Annotated in this window: 29 protein-coding genes; 19 read left to right on the forward strand and 10 right to left on the reverse strand. The window is 53.7% G+C overall.

The genetic code is table 11. The annotated features are described in order from the left end of the window. Positions 1-34 precede the first annotated feature (34 nt). The 5 genes from EA20_RS0100210 to EA20_RS0100230 all read right to left on the reverse strand — a co-directional run bounded on the left by EA20_RS0100210 (position 35) and on the right by EA20_RS0100230 (position 3,770). Positions 35-1,789: an amylovoran biosynthesis protein AmsF gene (locus EA20_RS0100210; RefSeq protein WP_024964910.1), complete on the reverse strand. Its 1,755-nt coding sequence runs from the start codon at positions 1,787-1,789 to the stop codon at positions 35-37. Positions 1,790-2,068: 279 nt separating this feature from the next. Next, entirely contained in the window at positions 2,069-2,365 is a 297-nt protein-coding gene (locus EA20_RS0100215) for a hypothetical protein (protein WP_024964911.1), read from the reverse strand. Continuing rightward, complete coding sequence (locus EA20_RS0100220; RefSeq protein WP_024964912.1) at positions 2,362-2,709, reverse strand: hypothetical protein; 348 nt, start codon at positions 2,707-2,709, stop codon at positions 2,362-2,364. The genes EA20_RS0100215 and EA20_RS0100220 overlap by 4 nt, the downstream gene beginning before the upstream one ends. Next, positions 2,706-3,173, reverse strand: coding sequence for a glycoside hydrolase family protein (locus EA20_RS0100225; protein ID WP_024964913.1), 468 nt, complete (start codon positions 3,171-3,173; stop codon positions 2,706-2,708). Before EA20_RS0100225 ends, EA20_RS0100220 begins: the two co-directional genes overlap by 4 nt. A 222-nt stretch (positions 3,174-3,395) precedes the next feature. Next, entirely contained in the window at positions 3,396-3,770 is a 375-nt protein-coding gene (locus EA20_RS0100230) for an antiterminator Q family protein (protein ID WP_024964914.1), read from the reverse strand. A gap of 280 nt (positions 3,771-4,050) precedes the next feature. On the opposite strand from EA20_RS0100230, the gene EA20_RS0100235 reads away from it, so the two are divergent. After that, positions 4,051-4,689 carry a LexA family transcriptional regulator gene (locus EA20_RS0100235; RefSeq protein ID WP_235192621.1) on the forward strand — a complete coding sequence of 213 codons (639 nt, stop codon included), beginning with the start codon at positions 4,051-4,053 and terminating at the stop codon, positions 4,687-4,689. 1,309 nt (positions 4,690-5,998) lie between these two features. Here EA20_RS0100235 and EA20_RS0100245 read toward each other — a convergent pair. Both EA20_RS0100245 and fliE read right to left on the reverse strand, forming a co-directional pair. Next, entirely contained in the window at positions 5,999-6,964 is a 966-nt protein-coding gene (locus tag EA20_RS0100245; RefSeq protein ID WP_024964916.1) for a chemotaxis protein, read from the reverse strand. 59 nt (positions 6,965-7,023) lie between these two features. Beyond that, a complete protein-coding gene (gene fliE, locus EA20_RS0100250) occupies positions 7,024-7,335 on the reverse strand; it encodes a flagellar hook-basal body complex protein FliE (protein ID WP_024964917.1) in 312 nt (103 codons plus the stop codon). 240 nt (positions 7,336-7,575) lie between these two features. Between fliE and fliF the strand changes: the two genes are divergently transcribed. The 15 genes from fliF to EA20_RS0100325 all read left to right on the forward strand — a co-directional run bounded on the left by fliF (position 7,576) and on the right by EA20_RS0100325 (position 21,526). Continuing rightward, positions 7,576-9,294 (forward strand): flagellar basal-body MS-ring/collar protein FliF, encoded by a 1,719-nt coding sequence (fliF, locus tag EA20_RS0100255; RefSeq protein ID WP_024964918.1) that lies wholly within the window; start codon positions 7,576-7,578, stop codon positions 9,292-9,294. Next, positions 9,291-10,283, forward strand: a complete 993-nt coding sequence (gene fliG / locus EA20_RS0100260) for a flagellar motor switch protein FliG (protein ID WP_024964919.1) — start codon at positions 9,291-9,293, stop codon at positions 10,281-10,283. The genes fliF and fliG overlap by 4 nt, the downstream gene beginning before the upstream one ends. After that, complete coding sequence (gene fliH / locus EA20_RS0100265) at positions 10,276-10,968, forward strand: flagellar assembly protein FliH (RefSeq protein ID WP_024964920.1); 693 nt, start codon at positions 10,276-10,278, stop codon at positions 10,966-10,968. Before fliG ends, fliH begins: the two co-directional genes overlap by 8 nt. Further along, a complete protein-coding gene (fliI, locus tag EA20_RS0100270) occupies positions 10,968-12,329 on the forward strand; it encodes a flagellar protein export ATPase FliI (RefSeq protein ID WP_024964921.1) in 1,362 nt (453 codons plus the stop codon). Before fliH ends, fliI begins: the two co-directional genes overlap by 1 nt. 24 nt (positions 12,330-12,353) lie before the next feature. Further along, entirely contained in the window at positions 12,354-12,800 is a 447-nt protein-coding gene (gene fliJ / locus EA20_RS0100275) for a flagellar export protein FliJ (RefSeq protein WP_024964922.1), read from the forward strand. Further along, complete coding sequence (locus tag EA20_RS0100280) at positions 12,797-14,062, forward strand: flagellar hook-length control protein FliK (RefSeq protein WP_024964923.1); 1,266 nt, start codon at positions 12,797-12,799, stop codon at positions 14,060-14,062. Before fliJ ends, EA20_RS0100280 begins: the two co-directional genes overlap by 4 nt. Positions 14,063-14,212: 150 nt before the next feature. Beyond that, positions 14,213-14,692: a flagellar basal body-associated protein FliL gene (gene fliL / locus EA20_RS0100285; protein WP_024964924.1), complete on the forward strand. Its 480-nt coding sequence runs from the start codon at positions 14,213-14,215 to the stop codon at positions 14,690-14,692. A gap of 4 nt (positions 14,693-14,696) precedes the next feature. Then, positions 14,697-15,704, forward strand: a complete 1,008-nt coding sequence (gene fliM, locus EA20_RS0100290; protein ID WP_024964925.1) for a flagellar motor switch protein FliM — start codon at positions 14,697-14,699, stop codon at positions 15,702-15,704. Beyond that, positions 15,697-16,098 carry a flagellar motor switch protein FliN gene (gene fliN, locus EA20_RS0100295; RefSeq protein ID WP_024964926.1) on the forward strand — a complete coding sequence of 134 codons (402 nt, stop codon included), beginning with the start codon at positions 15,697-15,699 and terminating at the stop codon, positions 16,096-16,098. The genes fliM and fliN overlap by 8 nt, the downstream gene beginning before the upstream one ends. Beyond that, positions 16,099-16,503: a flagellar biosynthetic protein FliO gene (fliO, locus tag EA20_RS0100300; RefSeq protein WP_024964927.1), complete on the forward strand. Its 405-nt coding sequence runs from the start codon at positions 16,099-16,101 to the stop codon at positions 16,501-16,503. Beyond that, a complete protein-coding gene (fliP, locus tag EA20_RS0100305; protein WP_024964928.1) occupies positions 16,500-17,234 on the forward strand; it encodes a flagellar type III secretion system pore protein FliP in 735 nt (244 codons plus the stop codon). The genes fliO and fliP overlap by 4 nt, the downstream gene beginning before the upstream one ends. Before the next feature lie 81 nt (positions 17,235-17,315). Beyond that, positions 17,316-17,585 (forward strand): flagellar biosynthesis protein FliQ, encoded by a 270-nt coding sequence (gene fliQ, locus EA20_RS0100310; protein ID WP_024964929.1) that lies wholly within the window; start codon positions 17,316-17,318, stop codon positions 17,583-17,585. Next, a complete protein-coding gene (gene fliR / locus EA20_RS0100315) occupies positions 17,585-18,376 on the forward strand; it encodes a flagellar biosynthetic protein FliR (RefSeq protein WP_024964930.1) in 792 nt (263 codons plus the stop codon). Before fliQ ends, fliR begins: the two co-directional genes overlap by 1 nt. Before the next feature lie 649 nt (positions 18,377-19,025). Continuing rightward, positions 19,026-19,661 (forward strand): transcriptional regulator RcsA, encoded by a 636-nt coding sequence (gene rcsA / locus EA20_RS0100320; protein ID WP_024964931.1) that lies wholly within the window; start codon positions 19,026-19,028, stop codon positions 19,659-19,661. A gap of 158 nt (positions 19,662-19,819) precedes the next feature. Beyond that, on the forward strand, positions 19,820-21,526 hold the full coding sequence (locus EA20_RS0100325; protein ID WP_024964932.1) for a methyl-accepting chemotaxis protein: 1,707 nt from the start codon (positions 19,820-19,822) through the stop codon (positions 21,524-21,526). A 126-nt stretch (positions 21,527-21,652) separates the two neighbouring features. Here EA20_RS0100325 and dsrB read toward each other — a convergent pair whose 3' ends face one another. Then, positions 21,653-21,841 (reverse strand): protein DsrB, encoded by a 189-nt coding sequence (dsrB, locus tag EA20_RS0100330; protein ID WP_024964933.1) that lies wholly within the window; start codon positions 21,839-21,841, stop codon positions 21,653-21,655. Between the two features lie 72 nt (positions 21,842-21,913). Then, positions 21,914-22,072, reverse strand: coding sequence for a YqaE/Pmp3 family membrane protein (locus EA20_RS20000; protein ID WP_038381456.1), 159 nt, complete (start codon positions 22,070-22,072; stop codon positions 21,914-21,916). A gap of 313 nt (positions 22,073-22,385) precedes the next feature. On the opposite strand from EA20_RS20000, the gene yodD reads away from it, so the two are divergent. From yodD to EA20_RS0100355, 3 genes are all read left to right on the forward strand, one after another. Then, positions 22,386-22,610, forward strand: a complete 225-nt coding sequence (yodD, locus tag EA20_RS0100345) for a YodD family peroxide/acid resistance protein (RefSeq protein ID WP_024964935.1) — start codon at positions 22,386-22,388, stop codon at positions 22,608-22,610. 370 nt (positions 22,611-22,980) lie between these two features. After that, on the forward strand, positions 22,981-23,790 hold the full coding sequence (locus EA20_RS0100350; RefSeq protein WP_024964936.1) for a mannosyl-3-phosphoglycerate phosphatase-related protein: 810 nt from the start codon (positions 22,981-22,983) through the stop codon (positions 23,788-23,790). Positions 23,791-23,834: 44 nt separating this feature from the next. Beyond that, positions 23,835-25,055, forward strand: coding sequence for a glycosyl transferase (locus EA20_RS0100355; RefSeq protein WP_024964937.1), 1,221 nt, complete (start codon positions 23,835-23,837; stop codon positions 25,053-25,055). Between the two features lies 1 nt (position 25,056). Here EA20_RS0100355 and dgcQ read toward each other — a convergent pair whose 3' ends face one another. Next, positions 25,057-26,715: a cellulose biosynthesis regulator diguanylate cyclase DgcQ gene (dgcQ, locus tag EA20_RS0100360; protein WP_038381492.1), complete on the reverse strand. Its 1,659-nt coding sequence runs from the start codon at positions 26,713-26,715 to the stop codon at positions 25,057-25,059. Between the last annotated feature and the right edge of the window lie 27 nt (positions 26,716-26,742).

Genomic DNA, 26,742 nt, shown 5'->3' on the forward strand with positions numbered 1-26,742 from the left:
CGCCCGTTAAGGGCGGCCAGGTGTGGGCTATTTATCAGTAGTAAGGCACTTTACGGTCCGTTCCGTTGATGTTTACCGTAATATAGCCCGTGGCTTTAGTGGCGGTTGGTGCTACTGCCGTTGCGGTAGCTAACGTCAGTATTCCTTTTTCATTTGCCCCAATTCCCGCCAGTCCATTATGGAAGCTCATTCGCGCGTTAGGCGATGTGGTCCCGATGGTACTGAGATCGGTAACCTCTGACAAATCAGGCATAAACAGGGAAGTTACCCCGGTCTCAAAGCGAGTCGGCCCGGTTGTCGTGAGGTTGAATACCATATCGCCAGAGCGGGCTTTCAGTTTCACCCAGACTTCCGCATAGCTCAGCCCGATCCGGTTCAGCTTCACATCCACAACTGCCGGTGCGCCTTTATGTTGGATATCCGCATAAACCGCTGTGGCACAGCGAGCCACATTCAGCCAGGTAATACAGGAGGCAATGGTGGTTACCGGGTTTCCGGACAGCGCGCCAGGGACATCATTGGTGGCTTTGCTGACCATCTCAAAAACCCACTGCTGGTTATCCTTCGGCATATGAACTTTGCCAAGCTTGAACCATTTGTCGGTTGAAGATGTGTTAGACACCTTATAGCCGCTGTACCATCCAGCCCTCATCGAACCGGTAAACTCTGTACCGTAGTTCTCATCGCGGCGCCAGCCATACTCATAGTTGGAAAGCCAGCGGTTCTCAAGGTTACTTTCAAGCTTAACCTTAGAACCGCCCTGAAGATTGAGCTGGCGTAACTGCACGCGACCATTACTCAGATCCAGAGGTTGTACGCAGTTTTCAAGACTCAGCGCATCAATCAGCCACTGTCCTTCCGAGAGATCGCCGGGGTTACGGGTATGCTCAATCCAGACGTTATTGAGTACACCCTGAGTTACGCGCGGCATGACCAGCGTGCCGTCACCGTAACCTGTCTGGAAGTTTGCATTGGTGAGCTCAATCGCCGTTGCGTGATCCCATACGCCGGTAGCGGTGCCAGACCAGCCTACCTCAAAGATACGGCCATAGGTGGTCACGGTATAAATTTGATCAAACTTGGTGTCGAGGGTGTCCTGAAGTTTGATCACCGTACCGCCATTATTCTGTGCCCGAAATCGCGAAATGACCACCGACTGACCGGCCACAATGGTATTTTCAAAAAACGGCTGCTGGTTAGTACATTGGGATGGCTGAACCGGCCCGGTAAGGGTTTTGATATCCGCTGTGGCCTGACCGTTCCAGGCGATCCCTTTAATGGCGGTCCGCCTTGCTTTCACCTTAAAGACCGGCAAGTTCGATTTGTCGGAGACAATGGTCGTTCTGGGCATCGCACCGTGGGGATTATCGTCACCATACAGATAAAAGACAGGCATTTCGGTAGCGGAATAGTCGATAGGCTTAATCAGGAACTTGCCCACAGGGAAGCGTACCCCCAGACTTTTCGCACTGTTATTGAAGCTCTGAGCCCAAACCATCATCGCTTTAAAGGGCTCTGTATCGTCGGTTACCCCATCGCCTTTAGCGCCAAAGTGCAGGATGTTCACCTCTTCCGGATTGTTGATAATGCGTTTCCAGAAAAAGCCGTTGCCCACAGCAAAGGTCCCGCCATCATCCTTAGGCAGCGACGTTGACTGGACAAAACCTACAAAATCCCCGCCGCCTTTAAAACTCGCGTCTTTATCGTAATAACGACGTAGCATTGCAATTTCACCCGACTTTGGCGGTTTCGTTGTTCTCAGTTCAGCAAAAGAGTTTACTTCGATCATAATAGCCTCCAGGAGCGAATGCCGTAGCTAATCGCCTGTGTTATTTAAGTGATATAAGTCGTTCATTGAAGTGATATAACGCCCTGTTATTTATTCACTGCCTTATCCGGTAGCAGTTTCTTTTGCGCTCAGTTAATTTTATCGGCGCAAATTTTATCCCATAACTCATTGTGTACATTAATTTGCTTCACCGTGCGGATATCTATAACCTGCCAGTCATTACCGTAGGTATAAATAGGTGAAAATAATGTACAGGATGAATCAGTGAGTAATTGTGGACTACTGGTCGTTGTGGTGTGACGACCTACGCAGCTTGTCGCGAGCATCATCGTCATTGAGAGAATGATTAATGGCCTGAACATTTTTTGCCTCCTTAATATTCTCATCCTGTTTATTGGCGACAGCGGAAACGCGGGCCGTTTCATTTTTTGCCGCATCGACATCCGCACGGGACTTCTCCTGCACCTTGCCAATTTTCTTGCCGCCAAACCAGCTCGCCACAACCGCCGCAATCACGACGCCGATGCCAGCAAGCAGGTGCCAGCTGCCGGAAAAAAGAGCCATAAGCGTATTCATACATGATTCTCCTTCTGCCTTTCGTTTTGCGCTTTGAGTCCTTTCTGACGGATAAACTGGGCAATAACCGCCATTGCCACCATAAATGAGGCAATTAATCCCAGATAGTGCTGCGGAATAAAAGATTTCACATCGACCGGTAACCCATTCCAGGCATTCATCGCGGAATCCGGGAATGTCTGCACCCAGGCACCGATAGCGGAACCGCCGGTGGCCAGCCATACCGACCAGGTTTTAAATAATAACCGGGCGTGAGAGACAAATTCGATTTTGCCGTGTTTCTTCACCCACCAGACGATAACAATTACCGCCAGCACCATCAGGATAAACAGGATGAATTTCATATAACCCCCCGATAGGCATCATAATTTCCACTACGCATCATTTCAGCATGACGCCTGGCGCGTGCGGGCGTCTGCTTCGCCCAACGGCTGGCTAACATGCCTTCGGCCGCGCCATCAAAATTACCATTGGAGATCAGTATCAGCGTGTTTTTAAAAGCGGCTAAACCTTCCACCCCCATCTGGTAAGCCATGCTGTATAAGACGTCAGCTCTGGCCGGATTACACTGCCGTAATGCCGCAACAAGCGTGGGCCGCATAATCATTTCGCGTATTTTCTCGTCGAGTATTTTCTGCATCCAGATATCCCCAACGCTGCGGGGAACGCTAAACTGATAATTATTCAGTGACGCATTTTTCGGTCCAATAACTATCCCACAAGCCACAGTGGGATAACCTTCAGTATCAATATAGGGCTTATCTTTATAGCCCTCTTCATAAGCCAGTATCTGGATTATTTTACTCATAGCTCACCTCACAATTGGAATATACGCCCCGAAAAAAAACAAAGGTAAATTCCCTGGTGAATTCACTAACCAAACCCTCAGGCATGGAACTCTCTGCCACAGGATAAATATAAATAAACAAGGTAAGTTCATCGCAGGGTTAATTTATATTAGCGCCCTGATGGATTATTAAATGCGTTTCTAACACAGTAGTGTTGAAATTGCGTACGCAACCACTTTTTTTTAAAAAAATTCACTTTCACATTCCAGCGTCACTTCCAGCGTACAGAGTACGCCTTCAATAAATCCTTCTGCCGTCTGGAGTTGTTTACGAATGGTGCCATCAGCGCAACGTCGGCGACGGGCAATAGAGCGAAGGGATATCCGGTAGAGATAATGGGCAACCAGCAGCGCATGTTCATCAGGGTGCGTTTTCATCAGGCGGCTGATACAGCTATCAAGGATCATACCGTCGTTGTCGCTGCATACTGGCCTGTTGGACGGCGCGGCGGTAATCAGTCCGCGAAATCCTGCTGCAATGTGCGGATAGTTGATGCCGCTCTTTTCCGTGGCCGCCCAGCCTCCCCACATCTCAAGTAACTTTTTGATGTCTCGCATTACAACCTCCTTCGAGTGAGATATCGCCTGGCCAGACTGTTTCTGGCCAGGCGGGAGAATCTGTGCGGTTCAGCATGAGTTCTGAACAGTGCACGTTCATCGGCAGACAGGTGTCCGCCAGGTGAGATCACCGTTGAAGGTGTGCCAGCGATTAGGCTGGACGGCCAGGTTGTCAAAGAGCAGTGGACGATAACTTGCCATATCGGCCTATCATCCGTTAAAGTATCGCATTACTTAATTAATAGCATAGAGTATTAATCTTGCCAATAGCAAAGCGTGTTTGACGAAAAATACGCGTCGCTATAAATTCTGGTATATGAAACCGAATACACTGGCCTACCGGCTGAACATGGTCATGTCCATGATGGGAATAACACAAGGTGCTTTAGCAAAAGCATCGGGCGTTTCACAACCCACGATCTGGCGTCTGACGAAAGGAGAGGCCGAAGGATCCCGTAAGCTGGTCGATATTGCCCGGGCGCTTGACGTTAACGTCCAGTGGTTAGCCAGCGGCGAAGGAGAGATGCGGGGAACCCACGCGCTGAGTGCTGCGGACAAAGTCAAAAGCGGTACTACTATAGCCGTGTGGGGGCCGGAAGGTAAGACAGGCGATCTGGTCTCAGCCCCTAACGGTGTAAAGGCGAAAAAGACCTGGCGCGCCTACATTCTTGACCGCAACAGCGGCTGTGCTGAAGCCACCGCAGGGAGTATAGTCATTGTCGACACAGAAGTACCACCCGAATCTGGAGATTTAGTTATCGCCCAGGTCAATTCGAGGGTCTCTGTGTATCGCTATCTTGAAGGCCCCTCCAGTGGTTTTTTAACCGTTGACGACCCCCGACTGCCCGCCGTAGAGCTTTCGGACGATTCGGCGTTAGTTGGCGTCGCTATCTTCCTGATCCGTGACTTGAGGCGGTAAGCGCTTACCTCCTCCTCCTGGAGGATAGTCTCCTTATAGTGCCCCCCGGACACTCTGTGCAGCACAGATATCATCAGTTTATCCTCACGAAAACCCGCCCTCTGGAATGCATAAGCCGCAGAGGGCTTTTGGCGCATTGATTCAACTGAATAGATTAGTAAAGATTTTCATGAAATCGCCATCACATCGGGTAAAAAAAGCGAAAATATTTAGCCAAATCCAATTAAATCAACCACATACACCAATAACTAAAGTTATTTCACCAATAGCCATTGATATTAATAATAACTATAGCTATTGTTTTTGATAAGGATACATTCCGACCGTTAACAGATCGCCTGATGCGGTCATTTCCCCTTCCCACTCTGGAAATTGAGGTAGTTATGACACAGATTATCTGGAAAAAATGTCAGCCTGGGGGCACATGCAAGAGTCGTTATAAAGCCCGACGCCGGGAAAAACTGGCCAGTGAAAACCAGGATAAACGGCTGAAGAAAGCGATTGCGGTTGCCCTTTCAGGCTGTAATGCACGGGTCTGGAAAGCGTTGCAAGAGTGATCATAGGGTACCTCCTCTGATAAAGACTGGTTGGATATACAGTATTTTCTTTGAAGGCCGCGATCAACCGTTTTCCGCAGCACTTTTGTGAGCCTGCTGAAAATAAGAACAATTTTTTTTGCGGCGTGCGCGGACACGGCGTGAGGGCATATCAAGAGGGAGTTTTGTGAGGTCTGTCTGCTTCTGTACCAGCGAGTGCTATTACAGACAGAGACAAGTAACCGATCGTGAAAGGTGTTTTGAGGGTGGCAGTTGTTCTGACGGTGGCGGCAGTGCTGACAGTGGCGGTTGTTTTGGCAGTGAGTGCAGTGCTGACTGTAGCTGCCGTAAAAACAACGCTTCCTGATTAGAAAACCCGGGCGTGGCGGTAGTGAAGGATAAATGAATGAACGATTTGCGTTACAACACCGGCACAATGGCCTGCAATGGCTCCATGAGCATACTCATGGAGTCAGGTCGGCTATCCGGTGGCGGAATAACGCTACCGCTGAGCACTAACAAACCTGGAAGTGATAGCTGACGGTCATGGAAGATTTACAGAAAATACAGTTCGCCCCGTGGGGATTTTTAGACGAAACGTTGAAGAGAGAAAAACGGTACTGACAGCCCTGACAGGCGGGGCATTTAAATTTTACAGGTGTAATAGAAACCTTCTTTTTTTATCGTAGGGAGCAGACATCTTACCACTCCCTTCCCCTGATTGTCCAAGTTATCGGCCTTTTCGGACGAATTACCTTATATAATCAGTGCCATCAGCCCGCCGCTTCTTCCAGCACCTTATGAATAACCGCCGAGAGCTGATTGATCTCAAATTTCGCCACATAGCCATTCGCGCCCACTTTATGAACGTGGTCTTCGTTGGCGCTGCCGGAGAGCGAGGAGTGGATAACAACCGGAATCGAGCGTAGCTGCTGTTCACCTTTGATATTGCGCGTCAGGGTAAAACCATCCATCTCCGGCATTTCCAGATCGGTCAGCACCAACCCGATTTTATCGGTGATCGGACAGCCTTCCGCCTGCGCTTCCAGCGCCATTTGTTTGATTTTATTCCAGGCTTCCAACCCCGTGTTGTGCATCAGCGCCGGGATCCCCATCACTTTCAGGCCCTGCTCCAGCATGGAACGGGCGACTTTCGAATCTTCCGCCACAATGCAGACGGCACCCGGCTTCATCGCAAAATTCTTCAGGGTGATATCGCCTTCTTTAACATCGCGCACCGACGGCACTACATCATGCAGGATTTGCTCAACATCCAGCACCAGCGCCATCTCATTGGCGTGCTGTTCACCCTCCAGCAGGGCGATACTGGTGATGTTGCGGTTCGCCACGCCCGACTCAGCGGTGTGAACCTGGCTCCAGTTCAGGCGCACGATATCTTCCACGGATTCCACGGCAAACGCCTGGGTACTGCGGGCATATTCCGTCACCAGCAGCAGGTTCAGGCCGGTGGCGGGCGTACAACCGGCAACGGCTGGCAGATCGATCACCGGGATCAGCTGCCCGCGGATATTCGCCATGCCGAGCAGCGGAGATTTCATACCAGCAGCTTTGGTCACGGCAGGCATCGGGACAATTTCGCGGAGCTTGAACACATTAATGCCGTACAGCTCTGACTTACCGCCGGCCAAATCGGAGCCCAGACGGAACAGTAAAAGCTCAAACTTGTTGGATAATGCGAGATTCGCTCTCTCATCAACCTCTTTCTGGAAATTATCCACGTGTTACCTCACCGTTAATGAATCGTTATGACACTCGTTATCGGCAGGATGTAAAACTTCTACACCTGCATATTCATAATATCGGTGTAGGCGCTGACCAGTTTGTTACGCACCTGGATGCCCATCTGCATCGAAACTGACGATTTCTGCAGATCGATCATGACGTCGTTAAGATTGACGCCCGGCTTGCCTAACTGAAAATCCTGCGCCTGCGTGCGCGCCGCTGTCTGAATGCCGCTGATTTTATCCAGCGCGGATTTAAGCTCACCTGCGAAATCCGCATGGTTCGACGCGTCTGTCTGCCTGCCGCCCGCCTGAATAGCGGCGGTTTGCAGCTGCTGGACAACGCTCTCAATACCCTGAATTGCCATTATTTGCTCCGGTCATGGTTACGGTAAAAATTTTCTGTGGCAAAACTTAGCACAATGTCAATGAGACAAAGCCGCTAAATGAGCCCATAAAACACACCTTATCCACCCATCGAAAATTCCGTTTAAGAAAATAATGGCAGCCATTAGAAGTGGGAATGTTATTGCAAGCCGCATCAGGGAGTCATTTTTGTTAATGCATAACACGAAACAGTCCGGTCAACTGTCAGGCAGGAAAGAGTTATGAATGCAACCGTTACGCAGGATAATCCAGAGAAGAAGGGGCTGAACGACCTTTTCGCTCGCCTACGCGCTAATCCTCGTATTCCTATTCTTATTGCCGCTGCGGCGGCGATTGCCATCGTTGTCGCCATGGTGCTCTGGGCAAAACAGCCAGAGTACCGCGTGCTTTATAACAATCTGAGTAATGAAGATGGCGGCGCCATCGTCACTCAGCTGACCCAGATGAACATCCCCTATCAGTTTGATGAGGCGGGTGGCGCGCTGATGGTTCCGGCGGACAAGGTGCACGAGCTGCGCCTGCGCCTCGCCCAGCAGGGCCTGCCGAAAGGCGGAGCCGTCGGCTTCGAACTTCTGGATAAAGAGAAGTTCGGCATCAGCCAGTTCAGCGAGCAGGTTAACTATCAGCGCGCGCTGGAAGGTGAACTCTCCCGCACTATCGAAACGCTTGGCCCCGTCAAGAACGTCCGCGTTCACCTGGCGATGCCCAAGCCTTCGCTGTTTGTGCGCGAGCAGAAAGCTCCTTCCGCGTCGGTGACCCTGACGCTGCAGCCTGGCCGTGCCCTGGACCAGGGCCAGATCAGCGCTATCGTGCATATGGTTTCCAGCAGCGTGGCGGGCCTGCCGCCGGGTAACGTCACGGTTGTCGATCAGGCCGGTCACTTACTGACCCAGTCCGACAACGCCGGCCGTAATCTGAATGATGCCCAGCTGAAATATGCCACCGATGTTGAAGGCCGTTTCCAGCAGCGCATTGAGGCGATCCTGAACCCTATCCTCGGCAACGGTAATGTGCACGCTCAGGTGACGGCGCAGATCGACTTCAACGCCCGTGAGCAGACGGATGAAAAATATCAGCCTAACAGCAACCCGGCTAATCAGGCGATGCGTTCACGCCAGAGCAGCAACAGTCAGCAGCTGGGTGGTCAGTATCCGGGCGGCGTACCGGGCGCGCTCTCTAATCAGCCAGCCCCGGCCAATACCGCGCCGGTCACCACGCCGCCGAACAATGCTAACGGCCAGAACAATGGCGCTAACGCGGCTAACAACGCGCAGGCGAATGAAGGAACCACGACCAGCACCGCTAACGCCGGTCCGTCGAACACCCGGACTGACGAAACCACTAACTACGAAGTAGACCGCACCATTCTCCACACCAAGATGAATGTGGGCGAAGTGAAACGTCTCTCTGTGGCGGTAGTGGTTAACTTTAAAACGGATGCTCAGGGTAAGCCGGTTGCGCTTTCCGAAGACCAGCTGAAGCAGATTGAAAACCTGACCCGTGAAGCGATGGGCTACTCGGAACAGCGCGGTGACAGCCTGAACGTCGTGAACTCGCCGTTTAACGAGACGGATGTGACCGGTGGTGAACTGCCATTCTGGCAGCAGACCTCCTTCATTAATCAGATGATGGAAGCGGGACGCTGGTTGCTGGTGCTGATTGTCGCCTGGATCCTCTACCGTAAGCTGGTCCGTCCTCAGCTGCGCCGTAAGGCCGAACAGGAGAAGATCGCTGCCGAAGCCGCCGTGCTGGCTACCGCGCCAGCTAACGAAGATGACGCCGTGTCGGTCACGCTCTCCAGAGACGAGATTGACCAGGAACGTAAATCTCAGCACCGCATGAGTGCTGAGGTAATGAGCCAGCGTATTCGCGATATGTCCGAGAACGATCCCCGCGTGGTGGCTCTGGTCATTCGCCAGTGGATGAAGGAAGAACTATGAGTCTCACCGGTACAGAAAAAAGCGCCATTCTGATGATGACGATTGGCGAAGATCGTGCAGCCGAGGTGTTCAAACACCTCGACTCCCGCGAGGTACAACACCTGAGCACCGCAATGGCCAATATGCGTCAGGTGTCACATAAGCAGCTGACCGACGTGCTGCGCGAGTTTGAAACCGATGCAGAGCAGTTCGCTGCGCTCAGCCTCAACTCGAATGAGTACCTGCGCTCTGTACTGATTAAAGCGATGGGCGAAGAGCGTGCTTCCACCCTGCTGGAAGATATTCTCGAAACCCGCGACACCACAAGCGGTATGGAAACGCTTAACTTTATGGAGCCTCAGGCTGCTGCCGATCTGATCCGCGACGAGCATCCGCAGATTATCGCCACCATCTTGGTCCACCTGAAGCGTTCTCAGGCCGCCGACATCGTGGCGCAGTTCGACGAACGCCTGCGTCACGATGTGATGCTGCGTATCGCCACCTTTGGCGGCGTCCAGCCTGCCGCGCTGGCCGAGCTTACCGAAGTGCTTAACGGGCTGCTTGATGGTCAGAACCTCAAGCGGGCGAAGATGGGCGGCGTGAGAACCGCGGCGGAGATCATCAACCTGATGAAAACCCAGCAGGAAGAAGCGGTTATCGAAGCCGTTCGCGAATTCGACGGCGAGCTGGCACAGAAAATCATCGACGAGATGTTCCTGTTCGAAAACCTGGTGGAAGTGGACGACCGCAGCATCCAGCGCCTGCTTCAGGAAGTGGAATCCGAGTCGCTGCTGATCGCCCTGAAAGGGTCCGAACAGCCGCTTCGCGAGAAATTCCTGCGCAACATGTCGCAGCGTGCGGCCGATATTCTGCGCGACGATCTTGCCAACCGCGGCCCGATGCGTATGTCTGCGGTAGAGAACGAACAGAAAGCTATCCTGCTGATTGTCCGTCGTCTGGCAGAGAGTGGCGATATGGTAATCGGCGGCGGCGAGGAACAGTATGTCTGATCAATCGTCCCTGCCCTGGCAGCGGTGGCAGCCCAACGATCTTGGGCAGCTTAATAAGCCGGTGATCGAAGCCTTCGAGCTTCCTGAAGCGCTACCGGAGGATCCCTTCGCGCTGCAGCAGGATGAGCTTGAGCAGATGCAAAGCCAGGTGCGCAACGAAGCGCAGGGCCTTGGCTATGCGGAAGGTCAGCAGCAGGGCTTTGCTGAAGGGCAGAAAGCCGGTTACGACGCCGGTTTTCAGCAAGGTCTGGCAGAAGCACAGCAGCAGCAGGCGCCGCTTCAGGCGCGTATGCAGCAGCTTGTTTCCGAATTCCACCATACGCTGGAAGCACTGGACAGCGTCATCGCTGCCCGTCTGATGCAGCTGGCGCTGGAAGCGGCCCGTCAGGTTATTGGCCAGGCTCCGCATGTGGATGGTACCGCCCTGCTTCGTCAGATTCAGGGTATGATCCAGCAGGAACCGATGTTCAGCGGCAAACCGACCCTGCGCGTCCATCCTGATGACTTACAGCGCATTGACCAGACGCTGGGCGCCACGCTCAGCCTGCACGGCTGGCGCCTGATGGCGGACAGCACCATTCATCCTGGCGGCTGTAAAGTCAGCGCGGAAGATGGCGATCTGGACGCCAGCATCGCCACCCGCTGGCATGAACTGTGCCGTCTGGCCGCGCCGGGAGAACTGTAATGACCACTCGCCTTTCACGCTGGCTTGGCACGCTTGACTCCTTTGAACAACGTCTGGCCCAGGTGCCGGACGTTCGCCGCTATGGTCGTCTGACTCGTGCCACCGGCCTCGTGCTGGAAGCCACCGGCCTGCAGCTTCCGCTGGGTGCCACCTGTGTCATTGAACGCAGCGACGGCAAGACCATTTCGGAAGTGGAAAGTGAAGTGGTTGGCTTCAACGGTCAACGCCTCTTTCTGATGCCGCTGGAAGAAGTCGAAGGGATCCTGCCCGGCGCCCGCGTCTATGCACGCGTCAGCGGCGACAACCAGCACAGCGGCAAACAGCTGATGCTCGGTCCGGAACTGCTGGGACGCGTGCTGGATGGCAGCGGCCGCCCGCTGGATGGCCTGCCCGCGCCGGAAACCGGCTACCGTGCGCCGCTGATTACTCCCCCCTTTAACCCGCTTCAGCGTACGCCGATTACCGACGTGCTGGACACCGGCGTCCGTGCCATTAACGCCCTGCTGACCGTGGGTCGCGGGCAGCGTATGGGCCTGTTCGCCGGGTCCGGCGTCGGCAAGAGCGTTCTGCTGGGCATGATGGCACGCTACACCAAAGCGGACGTGATTGTCGTGGGGCTGATTGGCGAGCGTGGACGTGAAGTTAAAGACTTCATAGAAAATATTCTCGGCACCGAGGGACGCGCCAGGGCTGTGGTGATCGCCGCGCCGGCGGATGTTTCTCCGCTGCTGCGTATGCAGGGCGCCTCTTACGCCACGCGCATCGCTGAAGACTTCCGCGACCGCGGGCAGCACGTCCTGCTGATTATGGATTCCCTGACCCGCTACGCCATGGCGCAGCGTGAGATTGCGCTGGCGATCGGTGAACCACCGGCGACCAAAGGCTATCCGCCTTCCGTCTTCGCCAAACTTCCGGCGCTGGTCGAGCGCGCGGGTAACGGCATCGACGGCGGCGGCTCTATCACCGCCTTTTATACCGTACTCACTGAAGGCGACGATCAGCAGGACCCTATCGCGGACTCTGCCCGTGCAATTCTGGACGGCCACATTGTGCTCTCCCGTCGCCTGGCGGAATCCGGACACTATCCGGCCATCGATATCGAAGCCTCAATCAGCCGCGTGATGGCGCACCTGATTGATGAACCGCACTACGCGCGCGTCCGCCAGTTTAAGCAACTGCTTTCCAGCTATCAGCGTAACCGCGATCTGGTCAGCGTGGGCGCCTATGCCGCCGGCAGCGATCCGACACTGGATAAAGCGATCAAACTTTATCCCGAGCTGGAGCTGTTTCTGCAGCAGGGCATGTTTGAACGCAGCACCTTTGATGACGCCTGCTTACATCTCCAGGCGATATTTGGTTAACGGCACGCTTTTCCCGGGGGGGTTATGGCAAAACAGGCATCACCTATCGATACCCTGTGCGATCTGGCACAGAAAGACCTGGAAAAGGCCGCCATTCAGCTGGGCGACGTACGGCGCGGACAGAAACAGGCTGATGAACAGCTCTCCATGCTGATGAACTATCAGGATGAATATCGTAAGTCACTGAATAACAATATGTCCGAAGGGATTACCAGCACCCGCTGGTATAACTACCACCAGTTTATTGAAACGCTGGAAAAAGCCATTGAGCAGCACCGTCAGCAATTGTCGCACTGGAACAGCCGCCTTGAGGGCGCCCTGCGCTTCTGGCGCGACAAGCAGCAGCGTGTACACGCTTATGAAACGCTTCAGGCCCGTGCGGCCGCGGACGCATTATCAATTGAAAACCGTCTCGATCAGAAACGGATGGATGAATTTGCCCAACGGGCATCACTGAGGAAAGGCGAATGATTACGTTGCCCGCTGTCATTTCCGGGACAAAAACCAGCACTACCGCCGCGGCTTCCGCAGCAGATACCGGCCTGACGGCAGAAGCGGGAGTTTCCGCAGAAGGGACTGATACCGGCGGCACACAGGGGTTTGTGAGCCTGCTGGGTAATAAATTACTAACGCTCGTTCAGCACGAAGCGTCCGGTCAGGCTGCGACGCCGCAAGCCGGTGTGGCTGAGTTTAAGCCCGCCACGCCATCCAAACTCAACGCCATGCTGGCCGCGCTGGAAAATCCTGAAGCGCTGACTGCACTGCTACAGCCTGAAGGTAAAGCCAGCGATAAAGCCGGCATTGTCACTGCCGATGATAAAGATCCGGTTTCATCGCTCAGCGACAGTGATATGCAGACGCTTCAGGCGCTGTTTGCCATGCTGCCGCCTGCGGTAAATACCCCAGCTGCCGCACCGGCCAGAGTGAGCGATGCATCAGGCCTGTCCAGCGAGAAAGGCGCGAAACAGGCCTCTCTCGCCTCGCTGCTGGCCTCCGGCAGCGTAAATGCTGAAGGGAATAAAAAAGGCGAAGGCAATGAAAAAGCGGGCGCTGGTGGCCTGCATGGCCTGGTTTCCGGAACTTCTTCACCGAAAACCCCGGCTGACGCGCCCGTGCTGAACGGCGCCTTCCAGCAAATAGCCAGCCAGGCGGGCAAAGAGGGTGAAAAAGAGAATTCAAGTTCTCTGACTAACCCGACGTTAACGCATCATGTTGTCAGCAGCGCTTCTGCTGCGCTTACGCCCACCACCACCACTATGGTAACCGCGCCAGCGACGCCCCAGCTGAATGCCCAGTTGGGCAGCCCGGAGTGGCAACAGGCGCTGGGTCAGCAGATCCTGATGTTCAGCCGGAATGGACAGCATACGGCAGAGCTGCATCTGCATCCCCAGGATTTGGGCAGTATTCAGATCAGCCTCAAGCTGGATAACGATCAGGCTCAGCTGAGTATGATTTCTAACCACAGCCAGGTACGTGCGGCAGCAGAAGCCGCGCTGCCCCACCTGCGTGCCGCGCTGGCTGAAAGCGGTATCAACCTTGGTCAGAGCAACGTGAGCAGCGATGCGTTCCAGCAGGGCCAGAACTTTAACGGTCAGCAGGAGCAGCAGCGCAACAGCCGCGGCAACACCTTCAGCCTGGCGGGAGAAAATGACAGCGAGGTCACGCCAGTGGCCGTTCCAGCCTCATTGCAGGCCCGCGCCGACGGTACCAACGCCGTGGATATTTTCGCCTGACGGCAACAAACGCACAAGCTAGTGGCAAAACCCGCGTCTTTTCTACCCATTGTTTAGCACAGGACGCGGGATAATCTGCCCATATCGCCGTGGGCCAGCGAATAAAGTTGTACCGCCCCCCGAAAATCATCACAGGAAGTAATCGTTCATATGTCTGATAAAAAAGCCAAAAGCGGCAAACGTAAGTTGTTGATACCGTTGTTACTACTGGTAACGCTGGTCGCTTGTAGCGTCGCGGGCTATACGGTCTGGCGCATGATGAAGGCTCCCGCCGACGCGGCACATGCTGCCAAGCCTGAGCCAGCGCCCGCGCCGGTCTTTTTCGCCCTGGATACCTTTACGGTCAACCTGGTCAATCCGGACAACGATCCTGACCGTGTGCTTTACGTCGGCTTCACATTGCGTCTGCCTGATGAAGCGACACGCAGCCGTATGAACGACTATTTGCCGGAAGTCCGCAGCCGCCTGCTGCTGCTGCTCTCCCGTCAGAATGCCGCCGGACTCACCAACGAGCAGGGTAAGCAGGAACTGATTAAAGAGATTAAGGCCGTGCTGGCGCCGCCGCTGGTACGGGATCAACCTCAGCAGGTCGTGAGCGATGTTCTGTTCACCGCCTTCATCTTGAGGTAAAGGCATGGGCGACAGCATTCTTTCTCAGGCAGAAATCGACGCGCTGCTCAACGGCGACAGCGAAAGTGCCGTCGAAGAAAATGTGAGCAAAGCGGGCGAAAGCGACGTTCGCCCCTACGATCCCAATACCCAGCGCCGCATGGTTCGCGAGCGTCTGCAGGCGCTGGAGATCATTAACGAACGTTTTGCACGCTCCTATCGTATGGCGCTGTTTAACCTGCTTCGCCGCAGCCCGGACATCACGGTAGGTGCGATTAAAATTCAGCCTTATCACGAATTTGCCCGCAACCTGCCGGTGCCGACGAACCTGAACCTGATTCATCTTAAGCCGCTGCGCGGCACGGCGCTGGTGGTGTTTTCACCGAGCCTGGTGTTTATTGCCGTCGATAACCTGTTCGGGGGCGATGGTCGCTTCCCGACCAAGGTGGAAGGCCGTGAATTTACCGCCACCGAGCAGCGCGTTATTCGCAGAATGCTGAAGCTGGCGCTGGAAGGCTACAGCGAGGCGTGGAAACCGATTTATCCGCTGGAAGTGGAATACGTTCGCTCGGAAATGCAGGTGAAGTTCACCAACATCACCACCTCGCCGAACGATATCGTGATTACCACGCCGTTCCAGGTGGAAATCGGCAACCTGGTGGGCGAATTTAATATCTGTATTCCGTTCAGCATGATTGAACCGCTGCGCGAAACGCTGGTTAACCCACCGCTGGAAAACTCGCGGCAGGAAGATCACAGCTGGCGGGAAACGCTGGTGAAGCAGGTTCAGCATTCCGAACTGGAGTTGATTGCCAGCTTTGCCGAAGTATCAATGCGTATTTCGCGCCTGCTGGCCCTGAAACCCGGCGACGTATTACCGATTGAAAAACCGGACCGCATTATCGCTCACGTCGATGGCGTGCCGGTACTCACCAGCCAGTACGGCACCCTGAACGGGCAGTACGCGCTGCGTGTGGAACATCTGATTAACCCGATTTTGAATTCGATGAGTGAGGAACAGCCCGATGAGTGACACAAATAAGCCCTCCGAAGAGGAGATCTCTGCGGACGACCTGTGGGCTGACGCGCTGAACGAACAGTCCAGCAGCGCCTCTTCTGAAGGGGTATTTAAAACGCTGGAAAGCAATGATGTGGCCGGTTCCCTGCAGGATATCGACCTGATCATGGATATTCCGGTCAAGCTGACCGTTGAGCTGGGCCGCACCAAAATGACCATCAAAGAGCTGCTGCGTCTCTCTCAGGGATCGGTAGTGGCGCTGGAAGGCCTTGCCGGTGAGCCGCTGGATATCCTGATTAACGGCTACCTGATTGCCCAGGGCGAAGTGGTTGTCGTGGCCGATAAATATGGCGTGCGCATCACTGACATTATCACCCCATCCGAACGTATGCGTCGTCTGAGCCGCTAAATGAATCCACAGACCACCCAGGTACAACTTCAGCCAGCAGGGCAGCCGGCCATTTCTACCGGTTCGATGCTGACGCAGGTCAGCAGCGTGCTGGCGGTGATTATTCTGCTCATCCTGGCCTGTGCCTGGCTGGCGAAACGCCTGGGCTTTGCGCCTAAGCACGGACTTCGCGGCCAGACCAGCCTGAACATCAGCGCCACGCGTCAGGTTGGCCAGCGCGAGCGCGTCGTGATTATCGATGTGGAAGATGCACGACTGGTATTGGGCGTGACCGCGCAGCAGATTACTCATCTGCATACGCTGCCGCCCGCACCTAAGCAGGACACGCCGGAACCGCCGGCTGCGGCGGCAGATTTCCGCCAGCTTCTACAGACGCTAATCAAACGCCCCGGAAAGCCTCAATGAAACGTATTTTTTCCCTGCTGCCACTGCTTCTGCTGCTGACGCCTGACGTTCACGCCCAGCTGCCGGGACTGATTAGCCAGCCGACGGCGAACGGCGGGCAGAGCTGGTCGCTGCCGGTTCAGACGCTGGTGTTTATCACCTCGCTGACTTTCCTGCCCGCGATTTTGCTGATGATGACCAGCTTTACGCGCATCATCATCGTATTTGGCCTGCTGCGAAATGCGCTGGGTACGCCCTCCGCGCCGCCAAACCAGGTTCTGATTGGCCTTTCCCTGTTTCTGACCTTTTTTATTATGGGTCCGGTGTTCGATAAAATTTATCAGGATGCCTACCTGCCGTTCAGCCAGGACAAGATCACCATGGAAGTGGCGATTGAAAAAGGCGCGCAGCCGCTGCGCGAGTTTATGCTGCGACAGACGCGCGAGGCCGATCTGGCCCTCTTCGCCCGTCTGGCAAACACGCCGCCGTTACAGGGTCCGGAAGCTGTGCCGATGCGTATCCTGCTTCCGGCTTATGTCACCAGCGAACTGAAAACCGCGTTCCAGATTGGCTTTACCGTTTTTATTCCGTTTCTGATTATTGACCTGGTGGTCGCCAGCGTGCTGATGGCGCTGGGGATGATGATGGTGCCGCCGGCGACCATCTCACTGCCCTTCAAGCTGATGCTGTTCGTGCTGGTTGATGGCTGGCAACTGCTGGTGGGATCGCTGGCGCAAAGCTTCTACTCATAACGATGGCTGGCAGGGTTGCCCTGACCAGCGACGCAAACGGCGGACGGTTCGCCCGCTCAGAAAGTTTTCTACGGAGTCACTATGACACCTGAATCGGTAATGGTTATTGGGCATGAAGCGCTGAAAGTGGCGCTGGCGCTGGCCGCCCCGCTGCTGCTCGCGGCGCTGACCACCGGGCTGTTTATCAGCCTGCTGCAGGCGGCGACCCAGATCAACGAACAAACGCTCTCCTTTATTCCTAAAATTCTGGCGGTTGTGGCAACGATCGTTATCGCTGGTCCCTGGATGCTCAGCCTGGTGCTCGACTATATGCGCACGCTGTTTTCCAACCTTCCTTATATGATCGGCTGATGATTAACTTTGACAGCAGCCAGCTGCTGCTTTGGATAGGCCAGCTTTTCTGGCCACTCGCCAGAGTACTGGCGCTTATCATGACCGCGCCGGTGCTCAGCGAGAAGTCGATCTCCCGAAAGGTCAAAATTGGCCTCGGGCTGATGATTACCTGGACACTCATCCCCTCTTTACCGCCCACCAATGTGACACTGTTCTCAGTTGGCGGTTTCTGGCTGCTGATTCAGCAAATTCTCATAGGCGCGGCTATAGGTTTTACGATGCAATTCGCGTTCGCTGCGGTAAGAACGGCTGGCGAGGTGATTGGATTACAGATGGGACTCTCTTTTGCCACCTTTTTTGACCCGTCCAGCCGGTTGAATATGCCGGTACTGGCACGCTTCCTCGATTTACTGGCGATGTTATTGTTTCTGACGTTTAACGGCCATCTCTGGTTAATCTCAATGGTGTCGGACAGTTTTCATACATTACCCATCGGCGGCGAGCCGCTAAATGGTAATGCGTTCCTCGCGCTCACTAAAGCAGCGGGACTGATTTTCCTTAACGGTATGCGATTAGCGCTACCGCTGATAACTTTGCTCCTCATTGTTAACCTGGCCCTGGGTTTGTTAAACCGTGTTTCACCTCAGCTCTCGGTTTTCGCTATTGGCTTCCCGGTTACCTTATCCTTGGGTATTGTATTTATCAGCCTGATGATGCCGCTTCTTGCTCCTTTCTGTGAGCATTTGTTCAGTGAAGTCTTCGATTTACTGGCCGTGTTCCTGAGTGAATTACCCGACAGCAATCCTTAAGTATCGCCCGATCGTTTATTGATCATTGATTAGCCCTCGCGATGTTTCTGCGCAATTTTCAAACCATGTTTACCAGAATTTCCTTAAGGAAATTCTGATAAACCTCGCGTCTCAATGAAAATTATTCTTATTAAATTCCAATTAGCGTATTTTGTTTACCGAAATGAGTGAGTTGTTAAGATATCGTTAACGTTCATAAAATATACAAGCTCATGTTTTTGCTAGTTATTTTATTTTTCACGTTTTATCTTGTATCAAATCGTGTTTTGCGGCATTGTCTTCGCTCGTTTTCGGACACACATTCGTGAAATGAATGTTTTTTAGGAATCGTCCTATCAGATTTTTCCGCATACTGCGTGATAGTGACGAGGTAGGTGGAGATGTGACTGTGCGGTACCAACACAAATTGCCCGACGGTGTCTCTGTGAACCCGCGTTTCGCAGACCGCTGCCAGGGCTATGTGTCGCCATAACTCAATTATAAAATCAGGCTTGCACAGGTCTGCCTTCTACGGCTATTCCCCGGCAAGATCTGATGTTGGTTTCAAAAATAATAAAACTCTATTAAGTAACATTTTACTTTCGTAACTACACAAACGCGTAATTCATCGTTGATTTAAACGGATAACAATTTGGTGAGGGTCGCTAGTATGCCAACGATTATTATGGATTCATGCAGCTACACACGGCTTGGGCTTATGGATTATATGTCAGTGAAAGGTGTTAAAAAGAAAAACATCACCTCCGTCAATGACATTGATCAATTACAGACGAAATGCCAGCAATGCCAACCCGGCGTGGTATTTATTAACGAGGACTGTTTTATCTATGAAGCAGATGCGAGTCAGCGCATAAAAGATATTATTATGCAGAACCCTGACACCATCTTCTTTATATTTATGGCTATCTCCAATATCCATTTTGAGGAATACCTCTACGTTCGTAAGAACCTGATTATTACATCAAAATCGATAAAACCAGCCACGCTGGACAATCTGTTGGTGCCTTATTTTCAAAAGAAACTCAATGTGTCACCCCGCTATTCTGCGGGCTACGATGTACATCCACTGACCCTGAGTCAGACCGAGTCAAATATGTTGAAGATGTGGATGTCTGGCCACGATACGATTCAGATATCGGATAAAATGCAAATTAAGGCCAAAACAGTTTCCTCACATAAAGGAAACATTAAAAGAAAAATTAAAACACACAACAAGCAAGTTATTTATCATGTCGTCCGCCTGACGGATAACGTGACCAGCGGTATTTATGTCAATGTGAGATAGTGCTGCAACGACGCCGGCGAAAGCCGGCTTTTTGCTGCCTGATTTTCAAATTTGTTAAGTCGATCCCATTTCTGCGCTCACGCTTTTTGACGCGCTGCCGATGTTCTTCTGAGATGTCGAAGCGCAGCTTCGCTTACCCCTCAAAGAGAGCAAAGGATATGAAATCATCACACCTCAGTGCTGAACCCAGCAGGATTAGTTTTTGGCAACATCTCCGTCTCGTTCCCCTCTTCGCCGCTATTCTGAGCGGGATACTTTTGTTATTCGCCCTCTGTATTGGCCTCGCCAGTTATTTCCTGATCCAAAGTAACCAGTCATTAAAAGATGTCACTCAGGAGATTCAGGTTCGCATGGCAATCTCTAACAGTTCTAACCACCTCCGGACAGCAAGGCTGAATATCATTCATGCCGGTGCCGCGGCGCGAATTGGCGAAATGGAAGAGTTTGAGGCGAATCTGGCGAAAGCGCAAAAACGTATAGAGCAGGCCAGAACCAGCTTCAAGGCTTATCAGGAACGTCGGGTGAAGACGCCGCAGGATATCGCGCTGGATGCCGGTTTATCTGACCGTTTTGAAGCTTATATCACTGGCGGCCTGATGCCGATGGTACAAAGCGCCAAAGATGGCAGTTTTGAGGGCGTCATCGCGCATGAAACGGATAAAACCCGTCAGCTGGACGATGCCTACAACGGTATTTTGCTCGACGCCATTAAGATCCGTACCGAACGGGCCGCAATGATGAACGTTGAAGCAGAGCAGAATACGCATCTTGGCTTTATTATGATGGCCTGCGCCTTCATTGCCGCCCTGCTGTTAACGCTGGCGACGTTCATCTTCCTCCGCCGGGTAGTAATCACGCCGCTGCGCCAGGCGGTGGACCGCATTGAGCAGATCTCAAGAGGCGATCTGACCGCGCCGCCGCAAACCTGGGGACGCAGTGAAATTGGCACGCTCGGCAGTAATCTGCAAATTATGCAGCAGTCACTGGTTAACACCGTGGGTACTGTACGTGAAGGTGCAGTAGCGATCTTTCAGGGTTCCGGTGAAATTTCCGCCGGTAATACCGATCTTTCTTCCCGGACCGAGCAGCAGGCAGCGGCGCTGGAGCAGACCGCAGCCAGTATGGAAGAGCTGACCGCAACCGTTAAGCAGAACGCCGATAACGCCCATCATGCCAGCCAGCTTGCCGCCGATGCTTCGGGGAAAGCGCGCCAGGGCGGTGACATTGTCTCCGGCGTGATAAAAACCATGAACAATATTTCCAGCAGCTCGAAAAAGATTGCGGAAATTACTACCGTCATTAACAGCATCGCGTTCCAGACCAATATTCTGGCATTGAATGCGGCAGTGGAAGCGGCCAGAGCAGGCGAACAGGGGCGCGGTTTTGCCGTGGTCGCCAGCGAAGTACGCAACCTGGCCCAGCGCAGCGCGGGCGCGGCCAAAGAGATCGAGGGGCTGATAGCCGAATCGGTCAGCTTAATTGGCCAGGGTTCTTCACAGGTGGGCCATGCGGGTGAAACGATGACGGAGATCGTGGGCGCGGTTCACCGCGTCACCGATATCATGGCGGAAATCGCCGCCGCCTCAGATGAGCAGAGCCGGGGCATTCAGCAAGTCAGCCTGGCCGTCACTGAGATGGACAACGTGACGCAGCAAAACGCCTCACTGGTGGAAGAGGCGTCCGCTGCCGCCGCCTCGCTTGAAGAGCAGGCCGCCCGGCTGACGCAGGCCGTTGCCGCTTTTCACCTTACTGAAAACAGCGAGCGTACACCGTCGCCAGCCACGCTAAAAGCGCCGCGAACGGAAGCGCTGGCACTACCGGCACGGCCCGCGCTGGCTGAAGGCGATCACTGGGAAAAATTCTGAGGGAAGTAACCAGCAGGTCTGAATTGACCTGCTGGTTTTTTAGCTGAGACTGGCTTAAATTAGCGGCTCCGGCCTGACTCAAATGCCACGGCGGGCATAGCCGGAAAATGACAAAATTATCTGCGGTCAGGGGTGCGGTTCAACGAAGATCCCATCTTCATGGCCAGCCTCATTGAAAAACCAAATCCCCATCGGGTACTCCTCCAGCGCCACCAGAAACATGGTGCCCTCGCTAAAATCCTCTACAGCGAGCACTGTCCCGGGCCGGCGAGGCCCACCATCGGTTTTTACCGTCACCTTATCGTTAACTTTCATTACCTTCCTCCCCGGCTGAAACCACTAAGTTTATCGTAAAACGGGCGGTTTCGCCGGAGAGAAAGCGCTTCATTAACGGCGGGCAATGACCCAGACCGCATGCACGATACCGGGGATGTAGCCACAGAGAGTAAGCAGAATGTTGAGCCAGAAAGCGCCACCAAAGCCCACCTGCATAAACACACCAACGGGGGGAAGAATGATAGCAATAATAATTCGAAGTAAATCCATGTCGCCTCCATAGCACAGGTTAATCATTATCTTATAATCGCTTGATAACTATAGTCGTTCTTATCCCATTCTGCCGCTAAGCAGTGTAAAACAACGTAATGATTGTGCCTGGCAGAATCTTTACCTTTTCCTGACCGTTTGCTGCGAGATTTCTGTCGGTCAAGGTGTTTATACTTTGCTCACTGCCCCCCAAAAGCAGTAATAAAAAGTCACAAGAATTTTGCCCGCCCTGCGCGGGCTTTTTTGTTTGTGTCATCTGTTGCAACCTGCGGTGCCATCTATACTCTTCTGAACGGGACTGAGGGTATAAATCATGACGACGGCAAAAGAGTATAGCGACAGCGTTCAGCATGAAATCAACATCGATGTCGAGGCGCTGCTGGAAACCATTGAGTCACGCTCGGGCGGCGATGTGAAAGAGTTTATGGAACAGCATCATGTGCAGGTCGACGGGCGGGAATACCGTTCTTACACCGAACTGGCCGAGGCGTTTGAGCTGGATATCCGGGATTTCACGGTGACTGAAGTTAACCGCTAAAAAAATCCCGGCCTGAGGCCGGGAATGAAAATTCATTGAAATGAAATTCGTCACACAGGAAATTCTTTGACCTCAGGATAGTAACGCAGCCGCACTCTAAGACAAGTCTTAAGGTTTACCTGAAAGCTGTACAGACCAGTTTTTTCTGTACAGGAAGATTTTTTAGAAATCCAGTTGTGGCGCGGGTTGTAAACGTAACCACACCCGCCACTTTTTAGCGTTTTCACCCACTTTAATTTAAGACGATTCTTAATATCCAGGCCTGCTCCAGGCTTTTGCGGTGTGGTCACTATCGCCTGTTAATGCGCGAACTATACTCCATGATTACTCTACCTTTTTTGCCATGTCCGCCACCGAGGGAGAAACGGCAATGCTGACGCTTCAAGATCCGCTGATGATCGTAACGGATTTAGATGGTTCGCTGCTCGACCATCATACCTACAGCTGGCAGCCTGCTCAGTACTGGCTGGACCGCCTCACCGGGGCGGATATTCCGCTGGTGCTCTGCACAAGCAAAACGGCTGCGGAGATTTTGCCCCTGCAACGGGCGCTGGGTATTGCTGGCGCCCCGTTTATCAGTGAAAACGGCGCAATCGTCAGCGGTGGTGATCTGAGCGACCTGCCCGCCATGCGGGTCCCGGAAGCAAAAGATTATGCCGCTATCTGCCAGACGCTTTCGCAGTTCAGGGAAGATTTTGGTTTTAAATTTACCGGCTTTAACGACGTCACGGAAAAGGAAGTTGCGGAATGGACCGGTCTGACGCCAGCGGATGCGGAACTCGCCATGCAGCGTGAGGGATCGGAAAGCATTATCTGGCGCGATACGCCGGAGAACTTTGCCCGTTTCCAGCAGGCGCTGCAAGATGAGAAGCTGACGCTGATCCAGGGCGGTCGCTTCTGGACAGTGACCAGCGAGGGCAATGATAAAGGTTCTGCGCTGCGGTGGTTGCTAAAAAATATTCCCACCCGTACGGGTCAGCCGCCCATCACCATCGGGCTGGGCGATGGCCCTAACGATGCCGTGATGCTCGACAGCGTCGATTATGCGGTGATTATTAAAGGTTACAGTAAAGAGCCGGTAACGCTTTCCAGAACAGATAACCAGAATATCTATACAACCACGCTTTACGGTCCCGAAGGCTGGAGCGAGGGGCTGGCGCATTTTGTGTCGCAGGAATAAATGAAAATGTCCTGCGCGGTAGAGACCGTTTTAAGGGGAAGTAGATGAGTGATTTTTTCCAGAATGGCGTAATTACGAATTTTCACAATCTGACCGGTCGCCCCGTCGAGGATCTTGAACAGGAGCTGGTGGGCTTCTCCCACCGGCGAAAAATGGGGCTGATTCTGCCTTCACTTTTTTCCGAACTGGAAGGGCCGGCGCTGAGCCACATCGTGGATGAGCTGGCCAAAGTGCCCTACCTGGAAGAGATCGTTATCGGTCTGGATAAGGCCGATCGCGATCAGTTTATGCATGCACGGGAATTTTTTTCCCGCCTGCCGCAGCGTCACCGGATTTTATGGAACGACGGTCCCCGTCTGAAAGCGATTGATGCGGAGCTGGATAAAGAAGGCCTCTCACCTTCCCAGCCGGGAAAAGGCCGTAACGTCTGGTACTGTACCGGCTTTACGCTGGCCTCCGAGCGTTCCGCCTGCGTGGCGCTGCATGATTGCGATATTGTCACCTACGAGCGGGGAATGCTGGCGCGCCTGCTCTATCCACTGGCGAACCCTTCTTTCCAGTATGAGTTCTGCAAAGGGTTCTACGCCCGCGTGGCGGATAATAAACTGAATGGCCGCGTGGGTCGTCTGCTGGTAGGGCCGCTGCTACGCTCGCTGCAAAAAGTGTACGGCCACTCCGAGTATCTGGACTATCTGGCGAGCTTTCGCTATCCGCTCTCCGGAGAGTTTGCGATGCGCACGCATGTGCTGAATAACATCAAAATCCCCGGCGACTGGGGGCTGGAGATCGGCGTTCTGTCGGAAATTTATCGCAACTACACCACGCGGCAGAGTTGCCAGGTGGAAATTGCAGATAATTACGACCATAAGCATCAGCCGCTTTCCGAAGAGGATGGCACCGGCGGGCTTCGTCGCATGAGTAACGATATTGTGCAGTCGCTGATGCGTAAAATGGCCACGATGGGCGTTCATCTCACCAGTGACTCCTTCCGGGTGCTGAAGGCCACCTACTACCGCAACGCGCTGGATATGATGGAAACCTATCATCATGAGGCCACCATGAATGGTCTGCATTTCGATCAGCATGCCGAAGAGGCCGCGGTGGAAATGTTTACCCAGTCGATTCTGGACGCGGGTCAGGCCTTTATTGAACGCCCTAACGAAAAACCCTTTATCCCCAGCTGGAGCCGCGTGCAGTCAGCTTTCCCGGATATCCTTCAGCGGATTTATCAGGCGGTGGAGGAGGATAACGCCGGAAAGGTCTAGGTTAGTTTTCCGCTTGTACGCGATTACGCCCTGTCCGTTTGGCAAGATACAGCCTGCGATCCGCAAGCGATTGCAGGCTCTCGAACTGGTAATCGCCCACTTCCTCGCTGGAGGCCACACCCAGCGAGGCGGTCACGTTCAGGATTTGCCCACCAGAGAGCATAACTTGTTTCTTCGCCAGTCTGGCTCTGATGCGTTCAGCCACGTCCACCGCTTCTGCTTTGCGGGTGTCAGGAAGCCCGATACAGAACTCTTCACCGCCGACCCGTCCCAGGCAATCACGGCTACGCACCGTTTCCTCCAGCACTGCAGCCGCATAGCTGAGAACCCGATCACCAGCCTGATGTCCCCAGTTATCGTTAACCTGCTTAAAGCGATCGAGATCGAGCTGAATGACCGCAAAGGGCTTACTCGCTTGCTGACATTCGTTCGCCTGCCGTTCGGCAATATCAAACAGGGCTCCCCGGTTTAAGAGTCGGGTCAGGCTGTCATAGTTAGCGCGCCAGAGCAGTCTGTTATGCAGCTCCAGCATTTTGCTGACCAGCCGGATAATGGCCTGATGAGTAAAAAAGAGCACCAGACTGAAGAGCAACCACATGCCGGTCAGAACCAGTGCGACGCGCCCGATTTCGCCCTTCACGCCTTCACGCAGGGTTTCACTCTTCACCAGCACGCCGCGTGAAGGGGCATACTTTATCCAGGTAATGAAGTGTGTACCGCTTCGCATAACGCCCTGCTGCTGGTGCGCCATTTTGTGTCTGAGCTGGCTGAGCGTTTCTGCATTCAGCGGCTCGTCTGGTGACTCAGCCGTATCCGTCTGGGCCACCAGCTTCAGCTCGCGGTCGTAAAGCATGACGTTGCCTTTCTCCGCCTCAGGCAAGGCCTCGCGCAGGTGCATGGCGATGCGTTCTGCCGAAAATTCTACCGCCAGAACACCGTACCAGTAGCCCGCCACATCAACCGGAATAGTGTTGGTGATAAAGTTGCCTTCATCCTGACGGGAACGATAGATGCCGCTCCGGAACAGTTTTCTCTGCGGATTGCGTTCCGGCGCCATTTCGGTGAAGTAACTGCGCGCCATCATCGTGCGGAAGCTGGTCAGCGTTTCGCTGTCGTTTTTCGGCGGCGTGGAGGAAAGATAAAAACCGGCGCGGGAGATATACCACAGGCGGGAATGGAAATTCTTATTTGGGTCGCTGAGTTGCAGAATGAAACTCATCTCCAGCGCCGCGGTCAGCTCATTGCGAAGCCGCTCGCCATCATCCCGGTTGAGCAACGGCCATGCCGTCAGCGCCGCGTCTGATATGCCGTTTATCGGGATACTGCGGGCCGTACTGTTTCTTAAGTACCAGACCGGCTGATGCCGCAGGCGGTTGAACGCCGTGAGCTGACCACGAATACTCTCATTTTCCACCGGCGACAGAATCGCATGTTGCAGCATACTGCGAAAGAAATAGAGTTCATCCTCGCTGCGCTGCCACTCCCGTTCCAGGGCGTTTGCCATGCTGTTAAGCTGCGCCCGCTGGCTGATCTCATAGGTTTCTTTCAGCAGCAGCATTTCACGCCAAGTGAGCGTGGTGGAAAAAAGAAAAACCAGTGAAAAGCAGAGATGGATAACAATCCGGGGGCGGGAAAGCACGATTTCCCGACTGAAAGTCACGCTGACGAACTCCCAAGCGATAGGGCT

This window comes from Pantoea sp. IMH (genome assembly GCF_000599885.1).
Classification (GTDB): Bacteria; Pseudomonadota; Gammaproteobacteria; order Enterobacterales; family Enterobacteriaceae; genus Erwinia.